At 54.8% G+C, this 20,779-nt stretch carries 17 protein-coding genes; 12 read left to right on the forward strand and 5 right to left on the reverse strand.

The features are described 5' to 3' along the window. Positions 1-838 precede the first annotated feature (838 nt). The 9 genes from ACKC9G_RS06760 (at position 839) to ACKC9G_RS06800 (ending at position 9,567) form a co-directional block, all read left to right on the forward strand. Positions 839-1,291: a MerR family transcriptional regulator gene (locus tag ACKC9G_RS06760; protein WP_411404177.1), complete on the forward strand. Its 453-nt coding sequence runs from the start codon at positions 839-841 to the stop codon at positions 1,289-1,291. Positions 1,292-1,365: 74 nt separating this feature from the next. After that, the gene (locus ACKC9G_RS06765; RefSeq protein ID WP_411404178.1) at positions 1,366-2,535 is read left to right on the forward strand and encodes an isovaleryl-CoA dehydrogenase; all 1,170 of its coding nucleotides are present in this window, start codon (positions 1,366-1,368) and stop codon (positions 2,533-2,535) included. 14 nt (positions 2,536-2,549) lie between these two features. Further along, positions 2,550-4,154, forward strand: a complete 1,605-nt coding sequence (locus ACKC9G_RS06770; protein ID WP_411404179.1) for a carboxyl transferase domain-containing protein — start codon at positions 2,550-2,552, stop codon at positions 4,152-4,154. A gap of 41 nt (positions 4,155-4,195) precedes the next feature. Beyond that, positions 4,196-4,999: an enoyl-CoA hydratase-related protein gene (locus tag ACKC9G_RS06775; protein WP_411404180.1), complete on the forward strand. Its 804-nt coding sequence runs from the start codon at positions 4,196-4,198 to the stop codon at positions 4,997-4,999. Beyond that, positions 4,996-7,095: an acetyl/propionyl/methylcrotonyl-CoA carboxylase subunit alpha gene (locus tag ACKC9G_RS06780; RefSeq protein ID WP_411404181.1), complete on the forward strand. Its 2,100-nt coding sequence runs from the start codon at positions 4,996-4,998 to the stop codon at positions 7,093-7,095. Before ACKC9G_RS06775 ends, ACKC9G_RS06780 begins: the two co-directional genes overlap by 4 nt. A 33-nt stretch (positions 7,096-7,128) precedes the next feature. Beyond that, positions 7,129-8,031 carry a hydroxymethylglutaryl-CoA lyase gene (locus ACKC9G_RS06785; protein WP_411404182.1) on the forward strand — a complete coding sequence of 301 codons (903 nt, stop codon included), beginning with the start codon at positions 7,129-7,131 and terminating at the stop codon, positions 8,029-8,031. A gap of 110 nt (positions 8,032-8,141) precedes the next feature. After that, positions 8,142-8,747 (forward strand): hypothetical protein, encoded by a 606-nt coding sequence (locus ACKC9G_RS06790; RefSeq protein WP_411404183.1) that lies wholly within the window; start codon positions 8,142-8,144, stop codon positions 8,745-8,747. A 186-nt stretch (positions 8,748-8,933) separates the two neighbouring features. Further along, positions 8,934-9,230 carry a hypothetical protein gene (locus tag ACKC9G_RS06795; RefSeq protein WP_411404184.1) on the forward strand — a complete coding sequence of 99 codons (297 nt, stop codon included), beginning with the start codon at positions 8,934-8,936 and terminating at the stop codon, positions 9,228-9,230. 130 nt (positions 9,231-9,360) lie between these two features. Next, a complete protein-coding gene (locus ACKC9G_RS06800; RefSeq protein WP_411404185.1) occupies positions 9,361-9,567 on the forward strand; it encodes a hypothetical protein in 207 nt (68 codons plus the stop codon). Between the two features lie 82 nt (positions 9,568-9,649). Here ACKC9G_RS06800 and ACKC9G_RS06805 read toward each other — a convergent pair whose 3' ends face one another. Then, on the reverse strand, positions 9,650-10,228 hold the full coding sequence (locus ACKC9G_RS06805) for a hypothetical protein (RefSeq protein WP_411404186.1): 579 nt from the start codon (positions 10,226-10,228) through the stop codon (positions 9,650-9,652). Beyond that, positions 10,225-11,142 carry a ribosome biogenesis GTPase YlqF gene (gene ylqF, locus ACKC9G_RS06810; protein WP_411404187.1) on the reverse strand — a complete coding sequence of 306 codons (918 nt, stop codon included), beginning with the start codon at positions 11,140-11,142 and terminating at the stop codon, positions 10,225-10,227. Before ylqF ends, ACKC9G_RS06805 begins: the two co-directional genes overlap by 4 nt. Before the next feature lie 196 nt (positions 11,143-11,338). Here ylqF and ACKC9G_RS06815 point away from each other — a divergent pair, with 196 nt between their 5' ends. Continuing rightward, on the forward strand, positions 11,339-11,848 hold the full coding sequence (locus ACKC9G_RS06815) for a glycine cleavage system protein R (RefSeq protein ID WP_411404188.1): 510 nt from the start codon (positions 11,339-11,341) through the stop codon (positions 11,846-11,848). A gap of 420 nt (positions 11,849-12,268) precedes the next feature. Here ACKC9G_RS06815 and ACKC9G_RS06820 read toward each other — a convergent pair whose 3' ends face one another. Beyond that, on the reverse strand, positions 12,269-13,537 hold the full coding sequence (locus tag ACKC9G_RS06820) for a methyltransferase (RefSeq protein ID WP_411404189.1): 1,269 nt from the start codon (positions 13,535-13,537) through the stop codon (positions 12,269-12,271). Positions 13,538-13,660: 123 nt separating this feature from the next. After that, entirely contained in the window at positions 13,661-13,897 is a 237-nt protein-coding gene (locus ACKC9G_RS06825; RefSeq protein WP_411404190.1) for a hypothetical protein, read from the reverse strand. Positions 13,898-14,161: 264 nt separating this feature from the next. On the opposite strand from ACKC9G_RS06825, the gene ACKC9G_RS06830 reads away from it, so the two are divergent. Then, a complete protein-coding gene (locus ACKC9G_RS06830; protein WP_411404191.1) occupies positions 14,162-15,394 on the forward strand; it encodes a DUF484 family protein in 1,233 nt (410 codons plus the stop codon). Between the two features lie 67 nt (positions 15,395-15,461). Here ACKC9G_RS06830 and ACKC9G_RS06835 read toward each other — a convergent pair whose 3' ends face one another. Next, on the reverse strand, positions 15,462-16,895 hold the full coding sequence (locus ACKC9G_RS06835; protein ID WP_411404192.1) for a glyceraldehyde-3-phosphate dehydrogenase: 1,434 nt from the start codon (positions 16,893-16,895) through the stop codon (positions 15,462-15,464). 398 nt (positions 16,896-17,293) lie between these two features. Between ACKC9G_RS06835 and mfd the strand changes: the two genes are divergently transcribed. Beyond that, positions 17,294-20,749 carry a transcription-repair coupling factor gene (mfd, locus tag ACKC9G_RS06840; protein ID WP_411404193.1) on the forward strand — a complete coding sequence of 1,152 codons (3,456 nt, stop codon included), beginning with the start codon at positions 17,294-17,296 and terminating at the stop codon, positions 20,747-20,749. Positions 20,750-20,779 lie beyond the last annotated feature (30 nt).

The raw sequence follows: 20,779 nt of genomic DNA on the forward strand, positions 1-20,779 counted from the left end.
ACTCCCTGAAGTTCACAGTAAGGGTTTGAAACAGCGAAGAAAGTTGTCAGATGGCATGTCATGCCCCCAGAAAGCAAAAAACCCAGAAGCAATGAATGCTCTGGGTTCTTGGCAAGTGGACAGCCAGGAGGTTTGCCGTACTCGCCTATGGGCCACTGATCTGCGGGATTTTATTTTTATTTTTTCCGCATTAATTCTTAGTCTTTATCTTACGCTTACGTTTCCGTAAACGCTCAGCGGTATGGAAGTCACTATGCCTTGCCGCTTGCGTCACGTTAACTAGACATTAGTCTAAAACGCACTTTTACCGATACTTTATTGCAATCAATCCCAACCTAAAAACCTCGAAGACACGGGACTTTTCGCAGCGTTCAGGATTATCAAAAGAGTTTTTTAAAAAATTGAGCGACCTCCGGAGAGCCTGTCTCAGAGGCTGCTTTTACATCAGAGACAATTCAGACAGTCATCTGGATAAATAGAGCAATACAAGATTCCACGCGGGTTTGCGAACCCCAGATAGCAAAAAACCCAGAGGACTTGCATCTCAAGTTCTCTGGGTTCTCAGCACATGTGTGCTTACTTGGCCTACTGTTTCCGGATTTTATTTTTATTTTCCCGGCTGAGCATTTCTTGCTTTTATTCTTCGTTTACGCGCTCGTAAACGACCAGCGGCTTGGAAGTAACTATGCCTACCTGCGCGGATGCTTTTAATTAGACGATAGTATACTGTTAGCGCTAACCTGGCGTTTTTGAAACAATTTAAACGCCCTTTCAGATTTACGTTTACGTTAACATCACCCATAACACTTTCATGTCATCACTCAAGACCAGCACTTCTATGAACAAAACCACCTGGAGCATCAGCGAACTGACTCAAGAGTTTGGGATTACTCCTCGCAGTATTCGCTTTTACGAAGATCAGGGCCTGCTCACCCCGACCCGACAGGGACAAACCCGTATTTACTCCCGTCAGGATCGCGTCCGCCTCAAACTCACCCTGCGCGGTAAGCGTCTGGGCTTTTCTCTGGCTGAGATTCGCGAGCTGTTCTCTTTCTACGATGACACTGCACATAACAACGACAAACAGTTAGAGGTCATGATTCACAAGGTGCATGACAAGCTGAAAACCCTGGAGTTGCAGCTGGAGGATCTGCGCATTGTGCAGTCCGAGCTGAAACTGGCGGAACAACGCTGCTGGGAGTCCATGTCTGAAGAAGGCAGGCGTCAACTGGAAGACAACCTGGGCTATGCCTTCGAGGACAGTATGGAGGGGAGCACCACTCCCGCCTGAGTCATGCACTCAATGACCTGACGCTCACAACAACAATAAGACAGCCTGAAAGGCGGTCTACAAGGAGTTGTCAGATGACGATGCCAAGCCCCGGCTTGAGCTTTGGCCTGGATGAGGATTTATCCTTACTCCAGAGCCAAGTTCAGCGCTTTTGTCAGTCAGAAATTGCCCCCCGTGCCGCCGACATTGATCGGCAGAACGCCTTTCCCGCCGACCTCTGGCCGCAACTGGGCGAGATGGGTCTGCTAGGTATAACCGCTGATGAAACTTATGGCGGCACAGGGATGGGCTATCTGGCGCATATCCTCATCATGGAAGAAATCAGCCGCGCCAGCGCTTCTGTTGCCCTCTCCTATGGCGCCCATTCCAATCTTTGCGTCAATCAGATCAACCGCCACGGAACCGATGAGCAAAAGGCCCGCTATCTTCCGCCGCTGATTAGCGGTGAGCATATCGGCGCGCTGGCCATGAGCGAGCCTAACGCGGGTTCCGATGTTGTCAGCATGAGCCTCACCGCACGGCGTGACGGCGACCAGTTTTTGCTTAACGGCAACAAGATGTGGATTACCAACGGCCCGGATGCCCAAACCTTTGTGGTCTACGCCAAGACCACGCCCGAAGCCGGGGCGAAAGGCATCAGCGCTTTTATCGTTGAACATGACTTCCCCGGTTTTAGCCGCGCCCAGAAACTCGACAAGCTGGGGATGCGCGGCTCCAACACCTGTGAGCTGGTGTTTCAGAACTGTCCGGTTCCGGCAGCTAACCTGCTTGGCCCTTTGAATGAAGGTGTGAAAGTCCTGATGAGTGGCCTTGATTACGAACGCGCCGTACTGGCTGCGGGTCCCCTCGGCATCATGCAGGCCTGTCTGGATACCGTCTTGCCCTATGTGCATGAGCGTGAGCAGTTTGGTCAACCCATTGGCGAGTTCCAGCTGATTCAGGGCAAGCTTGCCGACATGTACACCCGCCTGAGTGCCTGCCGTGCCTATGTGTACGCGGTGGGCGCCGCCTGTGATCGAGGAGCCCCGGTGCGTAAGGATGCCGCAGGCGCCATTCTTTTTGCCGCAGAAAGCGCCACGCAGATGGCGCTGGATTGCATTCAGCTGCTAGGAGGCAACGGCTATATCAATGAGTATCCCGCTGGCCGCCTGCTTCGCGACGCCAAACTGTATGAGATCGGTGCGGGCACTTCAGAGATTCGCCGCATGCTGATCGGTCGTGAATTATTCCGGGAAACCCGCTGAAACGGAGGTGCACCATGACGCAGCTTCAGACCCGTGTTAACCGGCAGGACCCTCAGTTTGCAATCAATCAGGAAAGCCTTGCCGCAGCAGTCAACGAGCTGAACGATGCTCTTGCCAAAGTTCGTTTAGGTGGAGGCGAAGCGGCGCAGGCCCGCCACCAGTCCCGCGGCAAACTGCTGGCTCGGGAGCGAATTCGACTGCTACTGGATGATGCCAGCCCCTTTCTGGAAATTGGCCAGTTGGCGGCCTGGCAAGTGTATGAAGAAAACGTAGCGAGTGCGGGTGTCATCGCCGGTATCGGCCTGATTCATGACCGCCTCTGCATGGTGATTGCCAATGATGCCACGGTAAAAGGCGGCACCTACTTTCCTCTGACAGTGAAGAAACACCTGCGCGCTCAGGCCATCGCCGAGCGCTTGCGCCTGCCCTGCCTCTACCTGGTCGATTCCGGTGGCGCCAACCTGCCGCGACAGGATGAAGTCTTTCCCGACCGGGATCACTTCGGTCGCATTTTTTATAACCAGGCGCAAATGTCGGCCAAAGGCATTCCCCAGATTGCGGTGGTCATGGGGCTTTGCACAGCGGGAGGCGCCTATGTGCCCGCGATGTCCGACGAAGCCATTATGGTCCGCCAGCAAGGCACGATTTTCCTGGCTGGGCCACCGCTGGTAAAAGCCGCCACTGGCGAGGAAATCTCGGCAGAAGCGCTTGGTGGCACTGAGGTACACACCCGTATCAGTGGTGTGGCCGACAGTGCCGCAGAGGATGACTATCACGCCCTCTATCTTGCCCGCCAGAGCGTACTCAGGCTCAACGCGCGCCCTGTCACCACGCTACCGGATGCGGTCAAACCACCTCGCCTCAATCCTGAGGATCTTTACGGCATTGTCGGCACGGATCTTAAAAAACCCTTCGATGTGCATGAGGTGATTGGCCGACTGGTGGATGACTCTGACTTCGATGAGTTCAAACCGGACTATGGCAGCAGTCTGGTGACCGGCTTTGCCCGACTGTACGGCTTTCCCGTTGGCATCATCGCCAATAACGGCATCCTTTTTAGCGAGTCGGCGCTTAAAGGGGCGCACTTTATTGAACTCTGCGCCCAGCGCAAAACCCCCCTGCTTTTTTTGCAGAACATCACAGGGTTTATGGTCGGCAGCAAATATGAAGCCGAAGGGATCGCCAAACACGGCGCCAAGCTGGTGATGGCGGTAAGCACGGCAGTAGTGCCGAAGATTACCCTCATCATCGGCGGCAGTTACGGCGCCGGTAATTACGGTATGTGCGGACGCGCTTACGAACCGGACTTTCTCTTTATGTGGCCCAATGCCCGCATCTCGGTCATGGGCGGTGAGCAGGCCGCGAATGTGTTAGCCCAGGTTCATGAAGACAGCCTCAGGCATAAAAATCAGCAATGGCCGGTGCAAGAACAGGATCAGTTCAAAGCAGGGATCCGTTCGCAATACGAAAGCCAGGGGCACCCGTTCTATGCCAGTGCGCGGCTCTGGGATGACGGCATTATCGACCCGCTGCAGTCACGTGATGTGCTGGCTCTGGCGCTGGCCGCCTGTCATAACCGCCCGATTGCCGAGAGCCATTTCGGCGTTTTCCGCATGTAGCACTCAGGGCTTTAGCCCTTTTGCAGAAAAGGAGTCGCCACATGAGCGAACTACTGATGGACATTCAGGCATCCGGTATCGCCACTCTGACGCTTAACCGCCCGGAAAAGCGTAACGCCCTGAATGCCAGCCTGATTAGCGCGCTGAACACTGCTCTTACTGAACTGGCAGATAACTCCAGCCTGCGGGTGCTTGTGCTGAAAAGTAGCGGTGAGCATTTTAGTGCTGGCGCGGATCTGCAATGGATGAAAGCCTCACTGCACTATTCCCATGAACAGAATCTTAAAGAAGCCCGGGCGCTGGCAGAGTTACTGCACCGGCTGGACACCTTTCCCACACCTACGATGGCGCTGGTACATGGCGCTGCGATGGGCGGCGCAGTAGGACTGATCAGCTGCTGCGATCTTTGTCTGGCGCAAAGCACGGCACGCTTTGCCTTAAGCGAGGTGAAACTGGGCCTGACACCCGCCACGATTTCACCTTATGTCATCCGTGCCATCGGAGAACGTCAGGCGCGGCGCTATATGCTGACCGCTGAAATACTGGATGCCCAACAAGCGCTGCAGCTTGGTCTTTGTCATCGCCTCTGTGAGCCAGACCAGCTTGAGGACTCGGCAAAAGCATGGCTAAGCACGCTACTGGCGAACGGCCCTGCTGCGTTGAGCATCACCAAGACGCTGATTCGCCGCGTCAGCACTCAGCCTATCGATGAGTCATTGCGTGAGGAAACCGCAGCACTGATCGCTGATATCCGCACCACTCATGAGGCACAGGAAGGCATGCAGGCTTTCTTTGACAAACGTGCGCCCCACTGGCTCCACTCCGACAAGGAGGGTTCATTATGACATCCCGCCATGACCACAACGCAGATCTCAGCCTCGACACCCTGCGCTATGGCAAACCTCTTCGCCGCCTGCTGATTGCCAATCGTGGCGAAATTGCCTGTCGCATCATCCGCACAGCAAGATCCCTCGGCATCACCAGTATTGCCATCTATTCCGAAGCGGACAAAGACGCATTGCATGTGGCTCAGGCCGATGAGGCTTATGCCCTTGGCGGTCTCACCAGTCAGGAGTCCTATCTCAATATCCGCAGGATTATGGATCAGGCGATACGAGCAGGTGCCGACGCACTGCATCCGGGCTACGGATTTCTCTCAGAAAACCCCGCACTTGCCCGCGCCTGTAATGAAGCGGGCATCATTTTTGTCGGCCCTTCGCCTGCCGCAATCGAAGCCATGGGCGCCAAGGATGAGGCCAAACGGCTGATGGCAAATGCAGGGATTCCGCTGATTCCGGGTTATCACGGCAAAGACCAGACGCCTGCGGTGTTGCTCGCCGAAGCCGAAAAGCTTGGCTATCCCGTGCTGGTCAAGGCCAGTGCCGGCGGCGGTGGAAAAGGCATGCGGGTAGTCCACCGAGCGGCCGATTTTGATGAGGCACTTGCCAGCGCTCAGCGAGAAGCCAGAAGCTCCTTCGGCAATGACCACATGCTGATCGAACGCTACGTGCAGGCACCACGTCACATAGAGATTCAGGTATTTATGGATCGTCAGGGCAACGGGGTGTATCTCGGGGACCGCGACTGCTCCATTCAGCGCCGGCACCAGAAAATTATCGAGGAGGCCCCAGCGCCAGGTCTTTCTGATGAGCTGCGCCAGCGCATGGGCCAGGCCGCAGTGAATGCCGCCAGCGCCATTGGCTATGAAGGAGCGGGAACCGTGGAGTTTCTGCTGGATGCCAGCGGCGAATTCTATTTTATGGAAATGAATACACGCCTGCAGGTCGAGCACCCGGTGACCGAGTTTATTACCGGCCAGGATCTGGTCGCATGGCAGCTCAGCATTGCCGAAGGTTTACCTCTTCCTCTCACACAAGCCGAGGTCTGTATTCAGGGTCATGCGGTTGAAGTGCGGATTTATGCAGAGGACCCGGCGCAGGGTTTTATGCCTTCCTGCGGCAGGGTGACCTTCCTCCGGGAGCCGGTGCTCAGCGAGGGCGTGCGGCTGGATACCGGCATTCGCGCTGGCGATGAAGTCACTCCCTACTATGACCCGATGATCGCCAAGCTGATCGCCGGTGGGAATAACCGCCCGCAAGCAATCTATCGGCTGGAGCGCGCACTGGCAGGCTTCGCCATTGGCGGAATCACTACCAACATTGGCTATCTGCAGGCCCTGCTTGAACAACCTGACTTTTATCGCGGCGAAGTAACGACCGACTTTATCGCAACTCATGAGGCTCAGCTGGATCTCCACCGCCCCCCTTCATTCGAGGAATGGAGTATCGCCGCCTGGATGATGAGCGGTTTTGCACCCACGAAAAAAATGGCTTCCTCCAGCCCCTGGCACCAGCTGGCTCACTGGCAGCTTAACCAGCCAGCCCAGACACGATTCTCACTGAGTTGCGAGGCAGCCTCACACGAGGAAATCCCCTTCACTCTGGAAGCCTTACTCACTCAAACTGACGGAGCAATTGAAATCGCGCTCAGAGACCAGCAGCACATCCTCTATCAGGGCTTTATCCATAAGCCGTGCTGGCAGGATGAATCGGTGAGCATGGAGCTGGATGGCAAGCGCTATAGCTACCCTGCCCATCTCCTGAGCGATGGCGAGCAACAGCAACTCATCCTTTTCAGTGGCAGAACACCACTGCATTTCAGTCGCGAAAACCGGGTACGGCCCGTTATGTCAGAGGCAGAGGTTCAGGGCGCTTTGCATGCACCGATGAACAGTACCGTCGTGGATATTCTGGTCAGTGAAGGTCAGCAGGTCGAAGCACAAACCGCGCTGGTGATTGTCGAGGCGATGAAGATGGAGCACGTTATTCGAAGCCCCTCTGCGGGAATGGTGTCCGCTATTCGATGCGCACAGGGTGATCGTGTCAGTGAGGGACAAGCCCTGATAGACTTTGAAGCGCCGGACCGTGAAACAGATTCCTAGCCCCTTCCTCACCAGAAAAGATCAGCAGGTATCATGACTTCTGATAATCAGGTACAGATCGTAGAAGTAGGCCCACGTGATGGGCTACAAAACGAAAAAGCGCTGTTGCCGCTGGAGGTTCGCCGTCAGCTGATCGAGCGTCTGGTGGATGCGGGTCTAACGCGTATCGAAGTGGGCAGCTTCGTCTCCCCGCGCTGGGTGCCACAGATGCAGCAAAGTGGCGAGCTGCTTAGGCAACTCTCCCACACCAAGGGCACGCGCTACGCTGCCTTGACGCCGAATCTTAAAGGTCTGGAGGAAGCCATAGCATCAGGTGCCAGTGAGGTGGCTGTATTTGCCGCCGCGTCTGAAAGCTTCAGCCAGAAAAATATCAACTGCAGCATTGCACAAAGTATCGAGCGTTTCCGCCCTGTGATGGAGCGAGCCCGTGAAGTGAGGCTGCCCGTTCGTGGCTATATTTCCTGCATCGTCGGCTGCCCCTATGAAGGTACTATCTCACCTGCCGCCGTGATGGAGGTAGCCTCGCAACTGAAAGAACTCGGCTGCTACGAGCTGAGCCTGGGAGACACCATCGGCGTTGCCACACCCCGACAGGTAAACTCCCTGCTGAATACCCTCTTTACTGAGCTTGATCCGGCTGAGCTGGCAGTTCATTTCCATGACACCTACGGCATGGCCATTGCCAATATCTGCGAGGCACTGAACCTCGATATTCGCATCGTCGATAGCGCTGTTGGCGGACTGGGCGGCTGCCCTTATGCCACAGGAGCGAGCGGCAATGTCGCTACGGAAGATGTGGTCTACTTACTGGAAGGCCTGGGAATGAGTTGCGGTGCAGATCTGCAACAACTGGCCGCTGCCGGCAGCTGGATTTCTGACCTCCTCAAGCGCCCCTATTTATCCCGCGTTGGCCAGGCTCTAAGCCCAAAGTCTTGATCTGACAGGGTTGTTTCCTGAAAAAACGCCTGTCACAGTCATGCAGATGCAATAAAACTACACTAGTCTATTGCCGTCTTTCAGAGCCTTCATGGACGTAAATTTTGAGCATGGCCTATCAACTCTGGCATAACACTGCTGCTGAACAGCCCAGACTCTGGCATCCGACAGAGCCTGACCGACTGATCTTTGAGCGCTATTTTCTGCCCTCAAACCCAGCACACAATTCCGGATACTACTTTGACACCGCTTACTGGAGCGCTATTGCCCGGGTAGTTCACCTGCAGCCTCACCAGCGTGCGCTACTGCTTTGTCCGGTCACGACCGAACAAACCCTCAGCCAGTGCGACACCATGCTCGGCTATGCCCGCCGTCACCTCCAGGCTCATTGGTCATTTCTTCGTTATGATCAGGCCCGTGTCGAACGCCTGATCGCTGATGAAGGCCCCGCTTGCCGTCAGGAGCTGCCACGCCTGCAAGACTTGCTGATCACCGCAACGCCGGTGCAAACGCCCAGCGAATTAACCCAGCTTGGCAAGAATGTTCGCCTGATGCTGAAGCCATTCGGACTCTGGCTTGTGATCGCAGAACGCGAGATGGGTGAAGCGCTTCAGGCAGCACTGCCTGGATTTTCACTGCTCATGGAAGAAGCCGTCAGCAAGACCAGCACTGAGCCTGATGCGGCCTGTGTTTACGTCTTTACCCATGCGGGCTGACATTCCAAAGCCGATACAATCCCACTCTGGCGCGATTACTCGCATTTCCTGTAGCAATGGTGAATTTGGACTCAGCATTCGCCTTGCGATAGCGTCATATTGGAGTACCATTCAGTAACACGTCTGTTTTGCTGACAATTCCGTGCAAAGCAGGCTTTCAGCCACCATCACTGACGCCCTGGCATCATGAGCATTCTCTTCAGCAACCTTCTGGGTATCGGACAGTCAAACACTGTTCAGGCAACTCAGGCACTGAGTCAGGCGACCCAAGCGCCTCAGGTCGTTGCTCAACCCAATGCCATGGAGTCTCGCCCTTCCACGGTGGTCTCTATTTCTCAGGCAGGCTATGAAGCTCTTGCCAAAGAACAGACTCAGCAAGTGCTGTCGCCACAGGCAAATGACGCGGCCACTTCTGCGCAAAGCTCCCAGATGGTTCAGCTAAAACAGCTGCCCGCGTATCTGTTTCAGGTAAATGAAACCTGAGGCCGTAATCCGGTTCCTCCGTGTCATCCTCCTCCTTTTAACAGGCCTTGTCTGCCTGCTGGAAACACAACCAGCACTGGCCTATCCGCGTTTTTGCGATAGGGACACCTCGATCAAGGCAGCTGAAAAAGTGGCAATGAACTATGTCAGTCACACCCCGGCGCAGCGTCAGTTTGTCACGATTTTCAGAGGCACCAAGGTGCAGAAACTGCACCTGGACGGTTACCGCGAGCTGGCAACCTATGTGAAGTTTAGGGATTACCACTACACCATCTATGTCGAAATAGACCCGGTGTGCCAAGCCAAAGTGACCAAGCGCACCAACGCCCGTCCCTGATTCCTTCGTACCTTTGGCAGATAAAAATTGCAGACACAAAAAAAGGACCTTAACGGTCCTTTTTCTACTTCGGGCTTACCTGTCAGCGGCGATTACCGCGCTCGAAGGCATCCCAGAGATCATCGCTGCTGTCATTTTCATCGCCTTCATCGACCCAGCTCACCTCGCCTTCATGGGCAAGAATCACATCATCGAAGTAGGCCAGCTCATCTTCAGAGATCGCTTTACCTGCATTCATTCGCTTCAGGATCGACATCAGGCGCTGATCCTTATCCGCACCCGGGAATGGCAGCTCGATTGGAACCACCACAGTTTCCTTGGGCTTATTGATCTGTTTGGGCTTCGGCGCATTCAGAGGCTGCTGATTAACCGGCAGCATGCGGTCGCCGCGACCAAGACGTGCCAGGTTCTCAAGTACCCGCTGCTGGCGGGCGCCCAGTACTTGGCTCTGTTCTTTCTTGTCCTTATCAGCATCCGCCTCATCAACGGCTTTCTGATAGACAGACTTCACGCGTTTGTGTTTTTCAAGCCAGCGCTGCTTGAACACTTTTTTCTGTTCCGGGTCCGCATCACGGCGACGCGGTGCCTTGACGCCTTCTTTCTTGGTGGTTTTTTCGCGCTCTACCCGATGGGTACCGCGTGCTTTCTTTTGACGTGTCATTGCGAGGAGTCCTCCTCAGAATTCGATGCTTCAATTTCTGCCGCCAGTGCAGCAGCTTCTGCTTCTAGACGAAGCTTTTCTTCCCACTCGTCGACCCGATCCAGAGTAATCAGGCCCAGTTGGCCATGACGCAGTTCCTGAATCAGGATTTCCGAGGCCTGATGCATTTCGACAATGCCTCCGGCCCGCAGACAGCCGCGCTTACGACCAATGGTTTCGACGATATCATGTTCTGTATCCGGCATGGACTTCAGCTTGTAGCGTGACATCAGGGCTTCCGGATAACGGTCGCGCAGAATACCCGCCACATAAAGCGCCACTTCCTCATAGTGCATAGCGGTATCCCGCACGGCACCTGTCGCCGCCAGCCGGAAGGAGGCGTCGACATCTTCAATTTTAGGCCAGAGCATTCCCGGCGTATCGGAAAGCGCCATACCGCCTTCGATCAGCACGCGTTGCTGTGCTTTTGTCACTGCCGGTTCATTGCCGGTCTTGGCAATCTTGCGGCCAGCCAGAGTATTGATCAGAGTGGATTTTCCAACGTTCGGAATCCCCATAATCATGGCGCGAACATCACGACCAGCCTTGACGCGTGCAGGTGCCAGCTCTTTACACAGCTGCGGCAAACGCTTGATCTGCCCAGGCTGATCCATACGTACGGCGAGCGCGTTGGTGTTTTCCTGCGCTCGGAACCATTCCACCCACTCTTTCGTGAGTTCCGGATCGGATAAGTCGCTTTTATTCAGCAACTTGATCATGGGCTTGCCGTGGCTCAGCTTGCGCACCAGAGGGTTCGAGCTGGAATAAGGCAGCCTGGCATCCACAACCTCGATGACCACATCGATGTCAGGAATAACTTTGGCAATTTCCTTGCGGGCCTTGTGCATATGGCCTGGAAACCACTGGATGCTCACGGCAGTACCTCATATTTCGGGACGAGAATAATCACGCCCGGTTAAAAAACCGAACATTATACCGATTTGCGAACCCTTGCGGGAAGCCATTGCACCACCTTTTGCTGACATGACAGCCTGCGACTTCCCCGCTAGAGTAAAAGCGGTGAGTTGACCCGCTTTGGCGGGAGAATCCCTCTCAGCTAAGGAGCAGAATATGGAGTGGATACTAAGTGTGATGGCCAATGACCGTCCCGGACTGGTCGAACGTATTGCGCGGGAAGTGCGTCAGTACGGCGGCAACTGGGAAGAAAGCAGTCTGTCACGACTGGCGGGTCGTTTTGCCGGAATTATCCGTATTACGCTCAAGGATGATCGCGCTACCGAGTTGCAAAGCGCGCTGGAAAACCTCGCCGTGGATGGGCTCACGGTTTCCATGATTGCCGGGGACAATGCTCAGTCAGGTGCTGACCTTCGCGCCGTCACCCTGGAACTGGTGGGTCATGACAAGGCAGGCATTATCAGCGAGATCAGCACGGTGCTGGCATCGCTACAGATCAACGTCGACAAGCTGACCACGCAGGTGGAAAGCAGCTCAATGACGGCCGAGCCGCTCTTCCGCGCCTTTGCCCAGCTGCAGGTGCCAGTGGCTGTTGATGAAGACACGCTGCAACAACGCCTTGAAGCCATCGCCAATGATCTGATGGTCGATATCAACGTCGCCTGACCTGCATCTCGAAACTAAAACGCTCTTCAGGCAAAACGGCAGCTCTTCAAGGCTGCCGTTTCTCTATTCTCCGCACCACGAAATGGGCCACTGAAACGGACTCCCCCTTCCTGGAACTCCCGACACAACCAACCCTGACAACCTCAACTCCATCCACGAAGGCAGCTCAATGAAGACACATTCTGGCTGGAATTTGATCAATTCATCCCCAAACTACAAAGGATGTTCGCTTCACCATGCAGGAGGTGCCGTGCGATGTTGCAACAGATTCTGCAGGGACTACGTCAGCTGATTCGGCTGCCATGGCTGGAAGCCTATCGTCATGATCCCACCCACTATTACGGGCGTGTGTTTACCACCCGGCATCAACGTAAGGTAGGGATTGTCCGCCAGCTCTGGATTGGCGGAGGAATCATAATGCTAATTATTGCGAGCCTTCCGGCGATTCTGGCGCTGGCGCTGCTGTTGACCTGCCTTTCTTTCATGGTGCTTGACGAGACTCCCTGAGAGCCTTCCTGGCTCGCTCCGGGTTTTCACACTCTCAAGCACAACAAACTTAGGATCCGCCGCCAGAGTTCTGCAATTACCGAACAAACTGTGCAGATGACGGTGATAACCCAGATGCCGGTTACCCACGACCACCAGCCTGCCATCCAGTTTTAGTGCCGCGAAGCTCTGCAGGAACATACGGGTGGCGATATGATCGCCGACCCCTTGCTGCTGATGAAATGGCGGGTTATTCAGGATGAGATTAAAGCGTCCGGCAAACTGCTCACCATCCAGCCCGTCATTCACCATCCACTCACATCGAGTCGCGCCTGCACCCAGATTCACCTGAGCGGCAGACTGCGCACTGGCAACGGCCATGAAAGACTCATCCACACCGGTCAGGCTGATATCCGCATAGGCTTTGGCGAAATAGATGCCCAGTAACCCGTTACCGCATCCCAGATCCGCAAGCGCGTCATGCTCACTCACGGCAATCTTGTCGAACTGCTGTAACAGGAAGCGGCTGCCAATATCCAGATGCCCTTTGGAGAAGACGTTGGCGTACTCCGTAAAAGTGAGATTAACGTCATCACTTAACCACTCGCTTCGCTGCGCAGCGGGCAAGTGCCGGCGGCGTTCTTCCTCAGGCGTCACTTCCACCACACGGGCTTTTTTTACCGCCAGCCCGAGCCCAACCTCGCCCAGTTTGGCCAGGGTTTTGAAATGCCCATTGGCTAAATGCTTAACCATACCGCCAGCGAAAACGCGAGTTTTCGCACTGATATGCGGGGCAATGCGCTGAAGCTGATCCTCCATGTAGGCCAGGCTTTTGGGCACACGCCAAAGCACCACATCAAAGTGGCCTTCAAGGGGAGACAATATTGAGTCGGTATCCACAGGCAGGCTAAGTATTTCACCATTGTCCCGCGCGCCTTTAAGCGCCAGCCAGGAATCTGTTCTGCTGACGGGAACAATGCCCAGTCTTGAGGTGATCGCCAGACTCAGGGCGCCGAACTGGTCATTCAGAATAAGCACCCGAAGCTCAGACAGCGCCGATGCTGACAACCCTTCCAGACAGCGCTGGAAACTGTCGAGCAAATAAGCGTCCGCCGCATCAAAGGCTTGCCAATCGCTGCCATCGTCTTTGGGGTAACGTGAAAGCTTCACCTCATCGAGAAAGGGAGAAAACGTATTTATCATGCAGGCCCGTTACCCAATCCGTTAACATTGATCATTACTCGCACGAGTAATAGAGCCCGGCATTCTAGTGCAGCGGCCGTCTGAGACCAACTCCCAGTCAGTATACCCAAGGGTCACACCAGCTCAGCCCCAGGCTTCGCGATCCTCCAGATAGGTATGATCTTCCGCCGCCTCTTCGACGGCTTCATCAAAGAGTGCTGCAGCTTCCTTGTGAAAATGCGGGTTGAGGTTCACCAGCTCTGCCAGCATCGAATGCAACACTTCTTCAGGATCAACCCCTTTTTGCTGGCAACGTTCAACGAACTTCTTGGGCACACGAACATCCAGGTTCACAGGCGTATCGTTAATTACAGTCATCATCACATCCTCCTTTTTCAGGCTACTGACGCTGTCCGAAGCGGATTTCAAGCCACGACTCAGTCTTCGAATCGCAGCGAATGCCTCCTTTGGCGCCATAAATCCACCTTTTACACCCATTCCTGACCTTACGGTTTATTTTCATCTGAAGAATGCCACCCAGAGGCCGTTAACTTTCACAACAAGTGTGGTTATGGACGGCGCCGCTACACGCCCAGAGAAAGCAACACCTACCGTTTTTTAAGAGGTAACGGTTTTTAGCTGCTTATGACAAATAACCCCGACACTCCCGTTTTTTTGGCGGCAGCCATAGGCCGTATGGCAGAGTACAGCTCTGCCAGGGATGAACCGTCGACAGACGCCTCCCTTGAGCGCCGATATCGGGATCTGCTTGATGATGCGCATCGTTTTGAAAAGTCCCTGCGGCAATTTCGAAGCGCTGAGCTTCTATTGCTTCGCGCAAGCACACTGGTGGATGTCATTCGCACCCTGCTCGGCCAAATGCCGCGACTGTTTGAGCTCGATGAAGCCCGGCTCTATCTCGTCGATGCTGACGGACGTCTCAGCGACTTTCTGGGCCCGGAGAAAGCTCTGCTCTGCCAGAGTGGTCTGGCGTGTTATCACACTCGCCGCCCATTAGAGACACTCTTTAGCAACTCCGTGGAAGTGAGCCTGGAAACAGAGTTGACACTGGATGACAGCCCCATTCGCTCACGCGCCATATTGCCGCTTCGCCGCCATAACCAACTGCTCGGAATCCTGAGTTTTGGCAGCCTCGATCCCGAACGATTCCGCCCGGAATACGGCCTTGATCTGCTTGAGCATTTCGCCTCGGTTGTCTCGGTCTGCTTTGAGAACAGCCTGACCCATGAAGAATTACGCCTGCTGAGCCTGCGTGACCCACTGACCAAACTCTGGAACCGTCGTTATCTGGATGAGAGCCTGAACACAGCCTGTCGCCGGCTATGCGATTCCCCTGCACCGCTGACTTTAATGCTGGTCGACATTGACCACTTCAAAAAGATCAACGATAGCTTCGGTCACCCCATCGGCGACAAGGCTCTGGTACAACTTGCGCGCCTGCTGCGCCGCGCCAGTCAGGAGCGAGGAACGCTGGCACGGTACGGCGGAGAAGAGTTTGCGATTCTCTTTCCTAACTGCGACGCCACAGAAGCTGCACGACTGGCAGAGAAATTTCGCCGACTTTGCGCCCAGACGCCTCTCAAAGTGGCTACGGGCAAGACCCACACCATGACCTTATCGATCGGTGTTAAAACCTGGCTACCTGATAACGACCCGCCGATCAGTGCTGATCAACTGCTTGAGGCTGCCGACAAGGCGCTGTATCAGGCCAAACAGCGGGGCCGAAACCGGGTGGTGATGGTGGCTCAGAGCAGAGCATCGGTCATGGCACATCAACAAAATCGCCCAGTGCATAGCAAACCCGCGCGAGAGAAGCGCCCGGCTCAAACCCTCTCCCTGCCGAGTTTGTTTGAGTAAGCAAACTCATCATGCAGACAACAAAAAAGGAGCCCAAGGCTCCTTTTCTTAACGATGGCTTCCGGTCTTATTCGATCGGGAAGACAGCCAGTGTGCTGCCGGTCAGGTACTGCATGATACGAACGACCTGGCAGGAATAGCCAAACTCATTGTCATACCATACGTAAAGTACGCTGCGCTTGCCGCTGGAGATAGTCGCAAGGCCATCGACGATACCGGCAGAGCGACTACCGGTGAAGTCTGAAGAAACGGCTTCTGGCGATGTGGAGAAACCCACCTGCTTCTGCATTGGGGAATGCAGCGAGATCCAGCTAAGATAATCATTCAGCTCATCCTTACTGACTTCGGTTTCCAGCGTCAGGTTCAGAATCGCCATGGACACGTTGGGAGTCGGTACACGAATCGCATTACCGGTCAGTTTGCCGTCCAGCTCAGGCAGCGCCTTGGCAACCGCTTTAGCCGCACCTGTTTCGGTGATGACCATGTTCAGAGGCGCAGCGCGACCACGACGATCCGCCTTGTGGTAGTTGTCGATCAGGTTCTGATCGTTGGTATAGGAGTGAACCGTTTCCACGTGGCCGTACTCGATACCGAACTCATCCTGCAACGCCTTTAGCACGGGCACGATAGCATTGGTGGTACAGGAGGCTGCAGAAAGAATACGCTGATCCGCAGTGATGGTTTCGTGGTTCACGCCCATCACGATGTTAGGAATTTCACCCTTACCTGGCGCAGTCAGGAGCACGCGCTCCGCGCCGTTGGCACGCAAATGCAGTGACAGACCATCGACATCACGCCATTTACCCGTGTTATCGACGATCAGGGCATGGCTGATGCCATAGCTGGTGTAATCAATATTATCGGGAGCATCGGCGTAGATAACCTGAATCACATTACCGTTCGCAGTAATGGTATTGGCCTCTTCATCGATGGTGATGGTGCCGCGGAAGGAGCCATGCACAGAGTCACGACGCAGCAGACTGGCGCGCTTGGCCAGATCATCCTTGCCACCTTTGCGAACCACGATGGCACGCAGGCGCATCGCCTGACCACCGCCGGTTTTCTCAATCAGTAGCCGCGCCAGCAGACGGCCGATACGTCCAAAGCCATACAGAACAATGTCAGTGGCTTTTTCGTCATGACCATTACGTGGGGCCTTTTCCAGCTCCTGCGCGACAAAGGCAGCAAGATCAGTGCCTTCAGGTTGGGTCGAATACATTTCCCAGAGTTTGCCAATGTCGACATGGCTACGGGTCACACCCAGCGCATCAACAGCTTGCAGTACAGGGAAGGTATCCATCACAGACAGCTCAGTGCCGGTGATCTGACGGGCAAAACGATGGGCTTTGATAATATCGATGACAGCGCGATTAACGATCACTTTGCCATAGACCGAGATTTCGACATTGCGCTCCCGGTACATGCGGCCGATGAGAGGAATCATCGCCTCAGCAATAGCTTCACGATCTTTCCATTCGCTAAAGACTTTCTCTTGACTCACGGGTCTATCCTTCAGTTCGGGTAGTGCGTGACTCAACAGCTATGGAAAGACCCCTGCAGCGTCGATGCTGCAGCACGTCATGCATCACCCCGTCAGGAAAAAAGTCCTGAGCAGAACAGCACATGGCAGGCACAAGGAATCAAACGCATAGTCATCAAGACACGCCAGAGGGTAGATAGGGTTTTCGGGTGCGCAGATTATAGCCTTCTTTGCCCTGCGAATGCCAAGTTCAGCCTTACGACTTTTGATGCCTGCCTTCGCGGTTTCGGCAATTGTACTGGCTGAGTTCAACCCCATATTGGAGTACCATGTGCCCTCGCCTGTGGCGACACGGAACAGATCCCCATTTCTGCGATGCCACTTGCTCTGGTATCCACTCCGGTATGACAAGGTAAAACGTGACAATACTTGCGCAATCCCTGGAGCTTCCCGCCAAGGCCGGCGAGCTTCGCTATTATGGAGAACTCAAAGGCTCGGCAATGGCGCTGCTGTGTGCGCAAAGTGCTGAGCAGTTTGATGGCGTCCTGATGGTCGTTACCAATACACCGGGGGAAACCCAGCAGCTTGAAGAAGAGTTGCGCTATTTGCTGGCCGACCGGCAGGACTGCCCGGTCCTGACCTTCCCGGACTGGGAAACACTGCCCTACGACCGCTTTTCTCCCCATCAGGATATTGTCTCGCAGCGTCTGGATGCCCTGCACCGGCTGCCCGGTCTCAAAAAGGGCGTGCTGATTCTCCCCTTGGGTACACTGTTGCAGCGCCTGGCGCCCGTCAGCTACCTCGATGGCTACAGCCTGACACTCAAAGTGGGTCAGCGTTTTGATTTTCAGGATTACCGCCAGCGCCTTGAACAGGCTGGCTACCGCGCCACCGATACGGTCTATGAGCATGGTGAGTACGCTATTCGCGGCGCCATCATGGATGTCTTCCCCATGGGCAGCCCATTACCACTTCGTGTCGAGCTCTTTGATGATGAAATCGACACCCTGCGAACTTTTGACCCGCAGACTCAACGCACCTTATCGCCGCTGAATGACATCAGCCTGCTACCTGCTCGCGAATGTCCGCTGGATGAAAAAAGCATCAGCCGCTTTCGCAGCCGCTGGCGTGAACGCTTCGATGTCGACCCACGCCAATGCAGTGTTTATGAAGATGTAAGCCATGGCCTGGCACCACCAGGGATTGAGTACTATCTGCCGCTCTTTTTTGAGAGCACCAGCCATCTCTTCGACTACCTGCCAGAGAGCGTCATGCTCTGCCGCCTTGCCGGTGTGCAGGAGCGCCTGAACCAGACCTGGCAGGATATCGAACATCGTTATGAAGACCTGCGTCATGATGTACGCCATCCGATTTTGACGCCTGGCGAAATCTATCTGGCACCGGATCAATTCAACCAGTTCATGAACCAGTATCCGGGACTTGAGTTTCATGGCGAATCATTACCAGCCAAGGCAGGTCGCTTTAACATAGGCAGCGAAAACCCTCCGGAACTGACGATTAACGCTCGTGCCGAGTATCCCTATCAGCTTCTGAACAGCTATCTGCAACAGCATAGCGACTGGCGCATTTTGATTTCGGCCGAAAGCGCAGGACGACGCGAAGCACTGCAAGAACATTTGCAGCGCGCCGGACGCAAGGCCGAGTTGCTGGAACATTGGCACGACTTTACTCAGATAGGCGCAGGCCTCTATCTGACCGTGGCGCCACTTCAATATGGGCTGCATTTACCCGCAGCCAAACTGGCCATTATTAGTGAGTCGCAGCTTTTTGGCATGCAGGTACGACAGGCTCGTCGCCGCCAGAAAGACAAGGATGATGCCGATCAGGTGATTCTCAGCCTCACCGAGCTCACCATTGGTGCGCCGATTGTGCATATTGATCATGGTGTCGGTCGTTACAAAGGGCTAACGACGTTAGAGATTGAAGGCCAGCAGGCCGAGTTTCTGATGCTGGAATATGCCAGTGAAGCCAAACTCTATGTACCCGTCTCATCACTGCATCTGATAAGCCGCTACACTGGCGCCAGTGAAGAGCTGGCGCCACTCAATAAGCTCGGCAGCGACCAATGGCAAAAAGTTCGCCAGAAAGCGGCCGAAAAAGTACGGGATACCGCAGCAGAGCTGCTTGATGTCTATGCCCGTCGTGCCGCCCGCAAAGGCTTCAGTTTTGATCTTGCCGAGACCGAGTACGCCCAGTTCTCTGCCAGCTTCCCCTTCGAGGAAACGCCGGATCAGCAGCAGGCCATCGCCGCCGTGCGTGAGGATATGCACAATGCCAAGCCCATGGATCGCCTCGTTTGTGGCGATGTGGGCTTCGGTAAAACGGAAGTCGCTATGCGCGCCGCGTTTATTGCCACTCAGGCAGGTAAACAGGTGGCTGTGCTGGTACCGACCACCCTACTCGCTCAACAACATTATGAAAGCTTCCGCGACCGCTTTGCCGACTGGCCAATTCGTATTGAAGTGCTGTCACGCTTTCGATCCAGCAAGGAAGTGGATACCACACTGCAAGCCGTCGCCGAAGGCAAAGTCGATATTCTGGTGGGCACTCATAAGATCCTGCAGCAGGACATTCGCTACGCCGATCTGGGCTTATTGATCATTGATGAAGAACATCGTTTCGGTGTGCAGCAAAAAGAGAAATTGAAAGCGCTGCGTGCCAATGTGGATATTCTGACACTCACCGCCACACCGATTCCGCGAACCCTGAATATGGCAATGTCCGGGCTACGCGATCTTTCCATCATTGCGACGCCTCCGGCCCGCCGGTTATCCATCAAGACCTTTGTCCGTGAAACCGATGAGCGCATGCTGCGTGAAGCCATTCTTCGTGAGCTGCTGCGTGGCGGTCAGGTGTACTACCTGCACAATGAAGTGAAATCGATTGAGAAAGTCGCCCAGGAAGTTCGCGATATGATTCCTGAGGCACGTGTTGCCGTTGGCCACGGCCAGATGCGCGAACGCGAGCTGGAACAGGTCATGTCGGACTTCTACCACCGTCGCTTCAATGTTCTGGTGTGCACCACCATTATTGAAACCGGTATCGATGTGCCGAATGCCAATACCATTATTATTGATCGGGCTGATCGCTTCGGCCTGGCGCAGCTGCACCAGCTTCGTGGCCGTGTCGGGCGCTCCCACCATCAGGCTTATGCCTATTTGCTAACGCCGCCCTGGCGAGCCATGACTCCTGATGCACAGAAGCGCCTGGAAGCGATCAGTAGTGCTGATCACCTTGGTGCAGGCTTCACGCTGGCGACTCACGACCTTGAAATTCGAGGTGCAGGCGAGCTGCTGGGCGAGGAACAAAGTGGCCAGATTCAGAGCATCGGCTTTAGCCTGTATATGGATATGCTGGACCGTGCGGTGAAAGCCATTCGTCAGGGTAAGCAGTTTGACCTGGATAAACCGCTGAATATGGATGCGGACATTAATCTGCGCCTACCGGCATTAATCCCCGAAGACTATCTCCCCGATGTTAATACACGCTTGATGCTGTATAAGCGAATCAGCAGCGCCCACAGTGAGGATCAATTGCGTGAGCTGCAGGTCGAGATGATTGATCGCTTTGGCCTGTTGCCAGAGCAGGTGAAAAGCCTGTTCCGCCAGACCGAGCTCAAGCTTCGCGCGACGGAGCTGGGCATCGTTAAGCTGGAAGCCAACCAGGAAAGCGGGCTGCTGGAATTTGCCCAGGATACCAGGGTGGATCCGTTCAAGCTGATTCAGCTGGTGCAGCGCCAGCCTAACCGTTACAAACTCCAGGGTGGCCAGAAGATTCGCTTCACCTTGCCAATGAAAACCCCAGAGCAGCGATTCGCCGCGATCGAAGGGTTATTCGATACCCTGGCCAGCTAAGCAGTAACCTCAATCAACCATGAAAAAAGC

It is taken from the genome of Pokkaliibacter sp. CJK22405 (genome assembly GCF_046614695.1).
In the GTDB taxonomy this organism is placed as follows: Bacteria; Pseudomonadota; Gammaproteobacteria; order Pseudomonadales; family Balneatricaceae; genus Pokkaliibacter.

Bases quoted from the DNA above. Each gene is read 5' to 3' on its own strand.
- ACKC9G_RS06760 (WP_411404177.1), top strand. From the start codon at position 839: ATGAACAAAACCACCTGGAGCATCAGCGAACTGACTCAAGAGTTTGGG.
- ACKC9G_RS06765 (WP_411404178.1), top strand. From the start codon at position 1,366: ATGACGATGCCAAGCCCCGGCTTGAGCTTTGGCCTGGATGAGGATTTA.
- ACKC9G_RS06770 (WP_411404179.1), top strand. From the start codon at position 2,550: ATGACGCAGCTTCAGACCCGTGTTAACCGGCAGGACCCTCAGTTTGCA.
- ACKC9G_RS06775 (WP_411404180.1), top strand. From the start codon at position 4,196: ATGAGCGAACTACTGATGGACATTCAGGCATCCGGTATCGCCACTCTG.
- ACKC9G_RS06780 (WP_411404181.1), top strand. From the start codon at position 4,996: ATGACATCCCGCCATGACCACAACGCAGATCTCAGCCTCGACACCCTG.
- ACKC9G_RS06785 (WP_411404182.1), top strand. From the start codon at position 7,129: ATGACTTCTGATAATCAGGTACAGATCGTAGAAGTAGGCCCACGTGAT.
- ACKC9G_RS06790 (WP_411404183.1), top strand. From the start codon at position 8,142: ATGGCCTATCAACTCTGGCATAACACTGCTGCTGAACAGCCCAGACTC.
- ACKC9G_RS06795 (WP_411404184.1), top strand. From the start codon at position 8,934: ATGAGCATTCTCTTCAGCAACCTTCTGGGTATCGGACAGTCAAACACT.
- ACKC9G_RS06805 (WP_411404186.1), bottom strand. From the start codon at position 10,228: ATGACACGTCAAAAGAAAGCACGCGGTACCCATCGGGTAGAGCGCGAA.
- ACKC9G_RS06815 (WP_411404188.1), top strand. From the start codon at position 11,339: ATGGAGTGGATACTAAGTGTGATGGCCAATGACCGTCCCGGACTGGTC.
- ACKC9G_RS06820 (WP_411404189.1), bottom strand. From the start codon at position 13,537: ATGATAAATACGTTTTCTCCCTTTCTCGATGAGGTGAAGCTTTCACGT.
- ACKC9G_RS06825 (WP_411404190.1), bottom strand. From the start codon at position 13,897: ATGATGACTGTAATTAACGATACGCCTGTGAACCTGGATGTTCGTGTG.
- ACKC9G_RS06830 (WP_411404191.1), top strand. From the start codon at position 14,162: ATGACAAATAACCCCGACACTCCCGTTTTTTTGGCGGCAGCCATAGGC.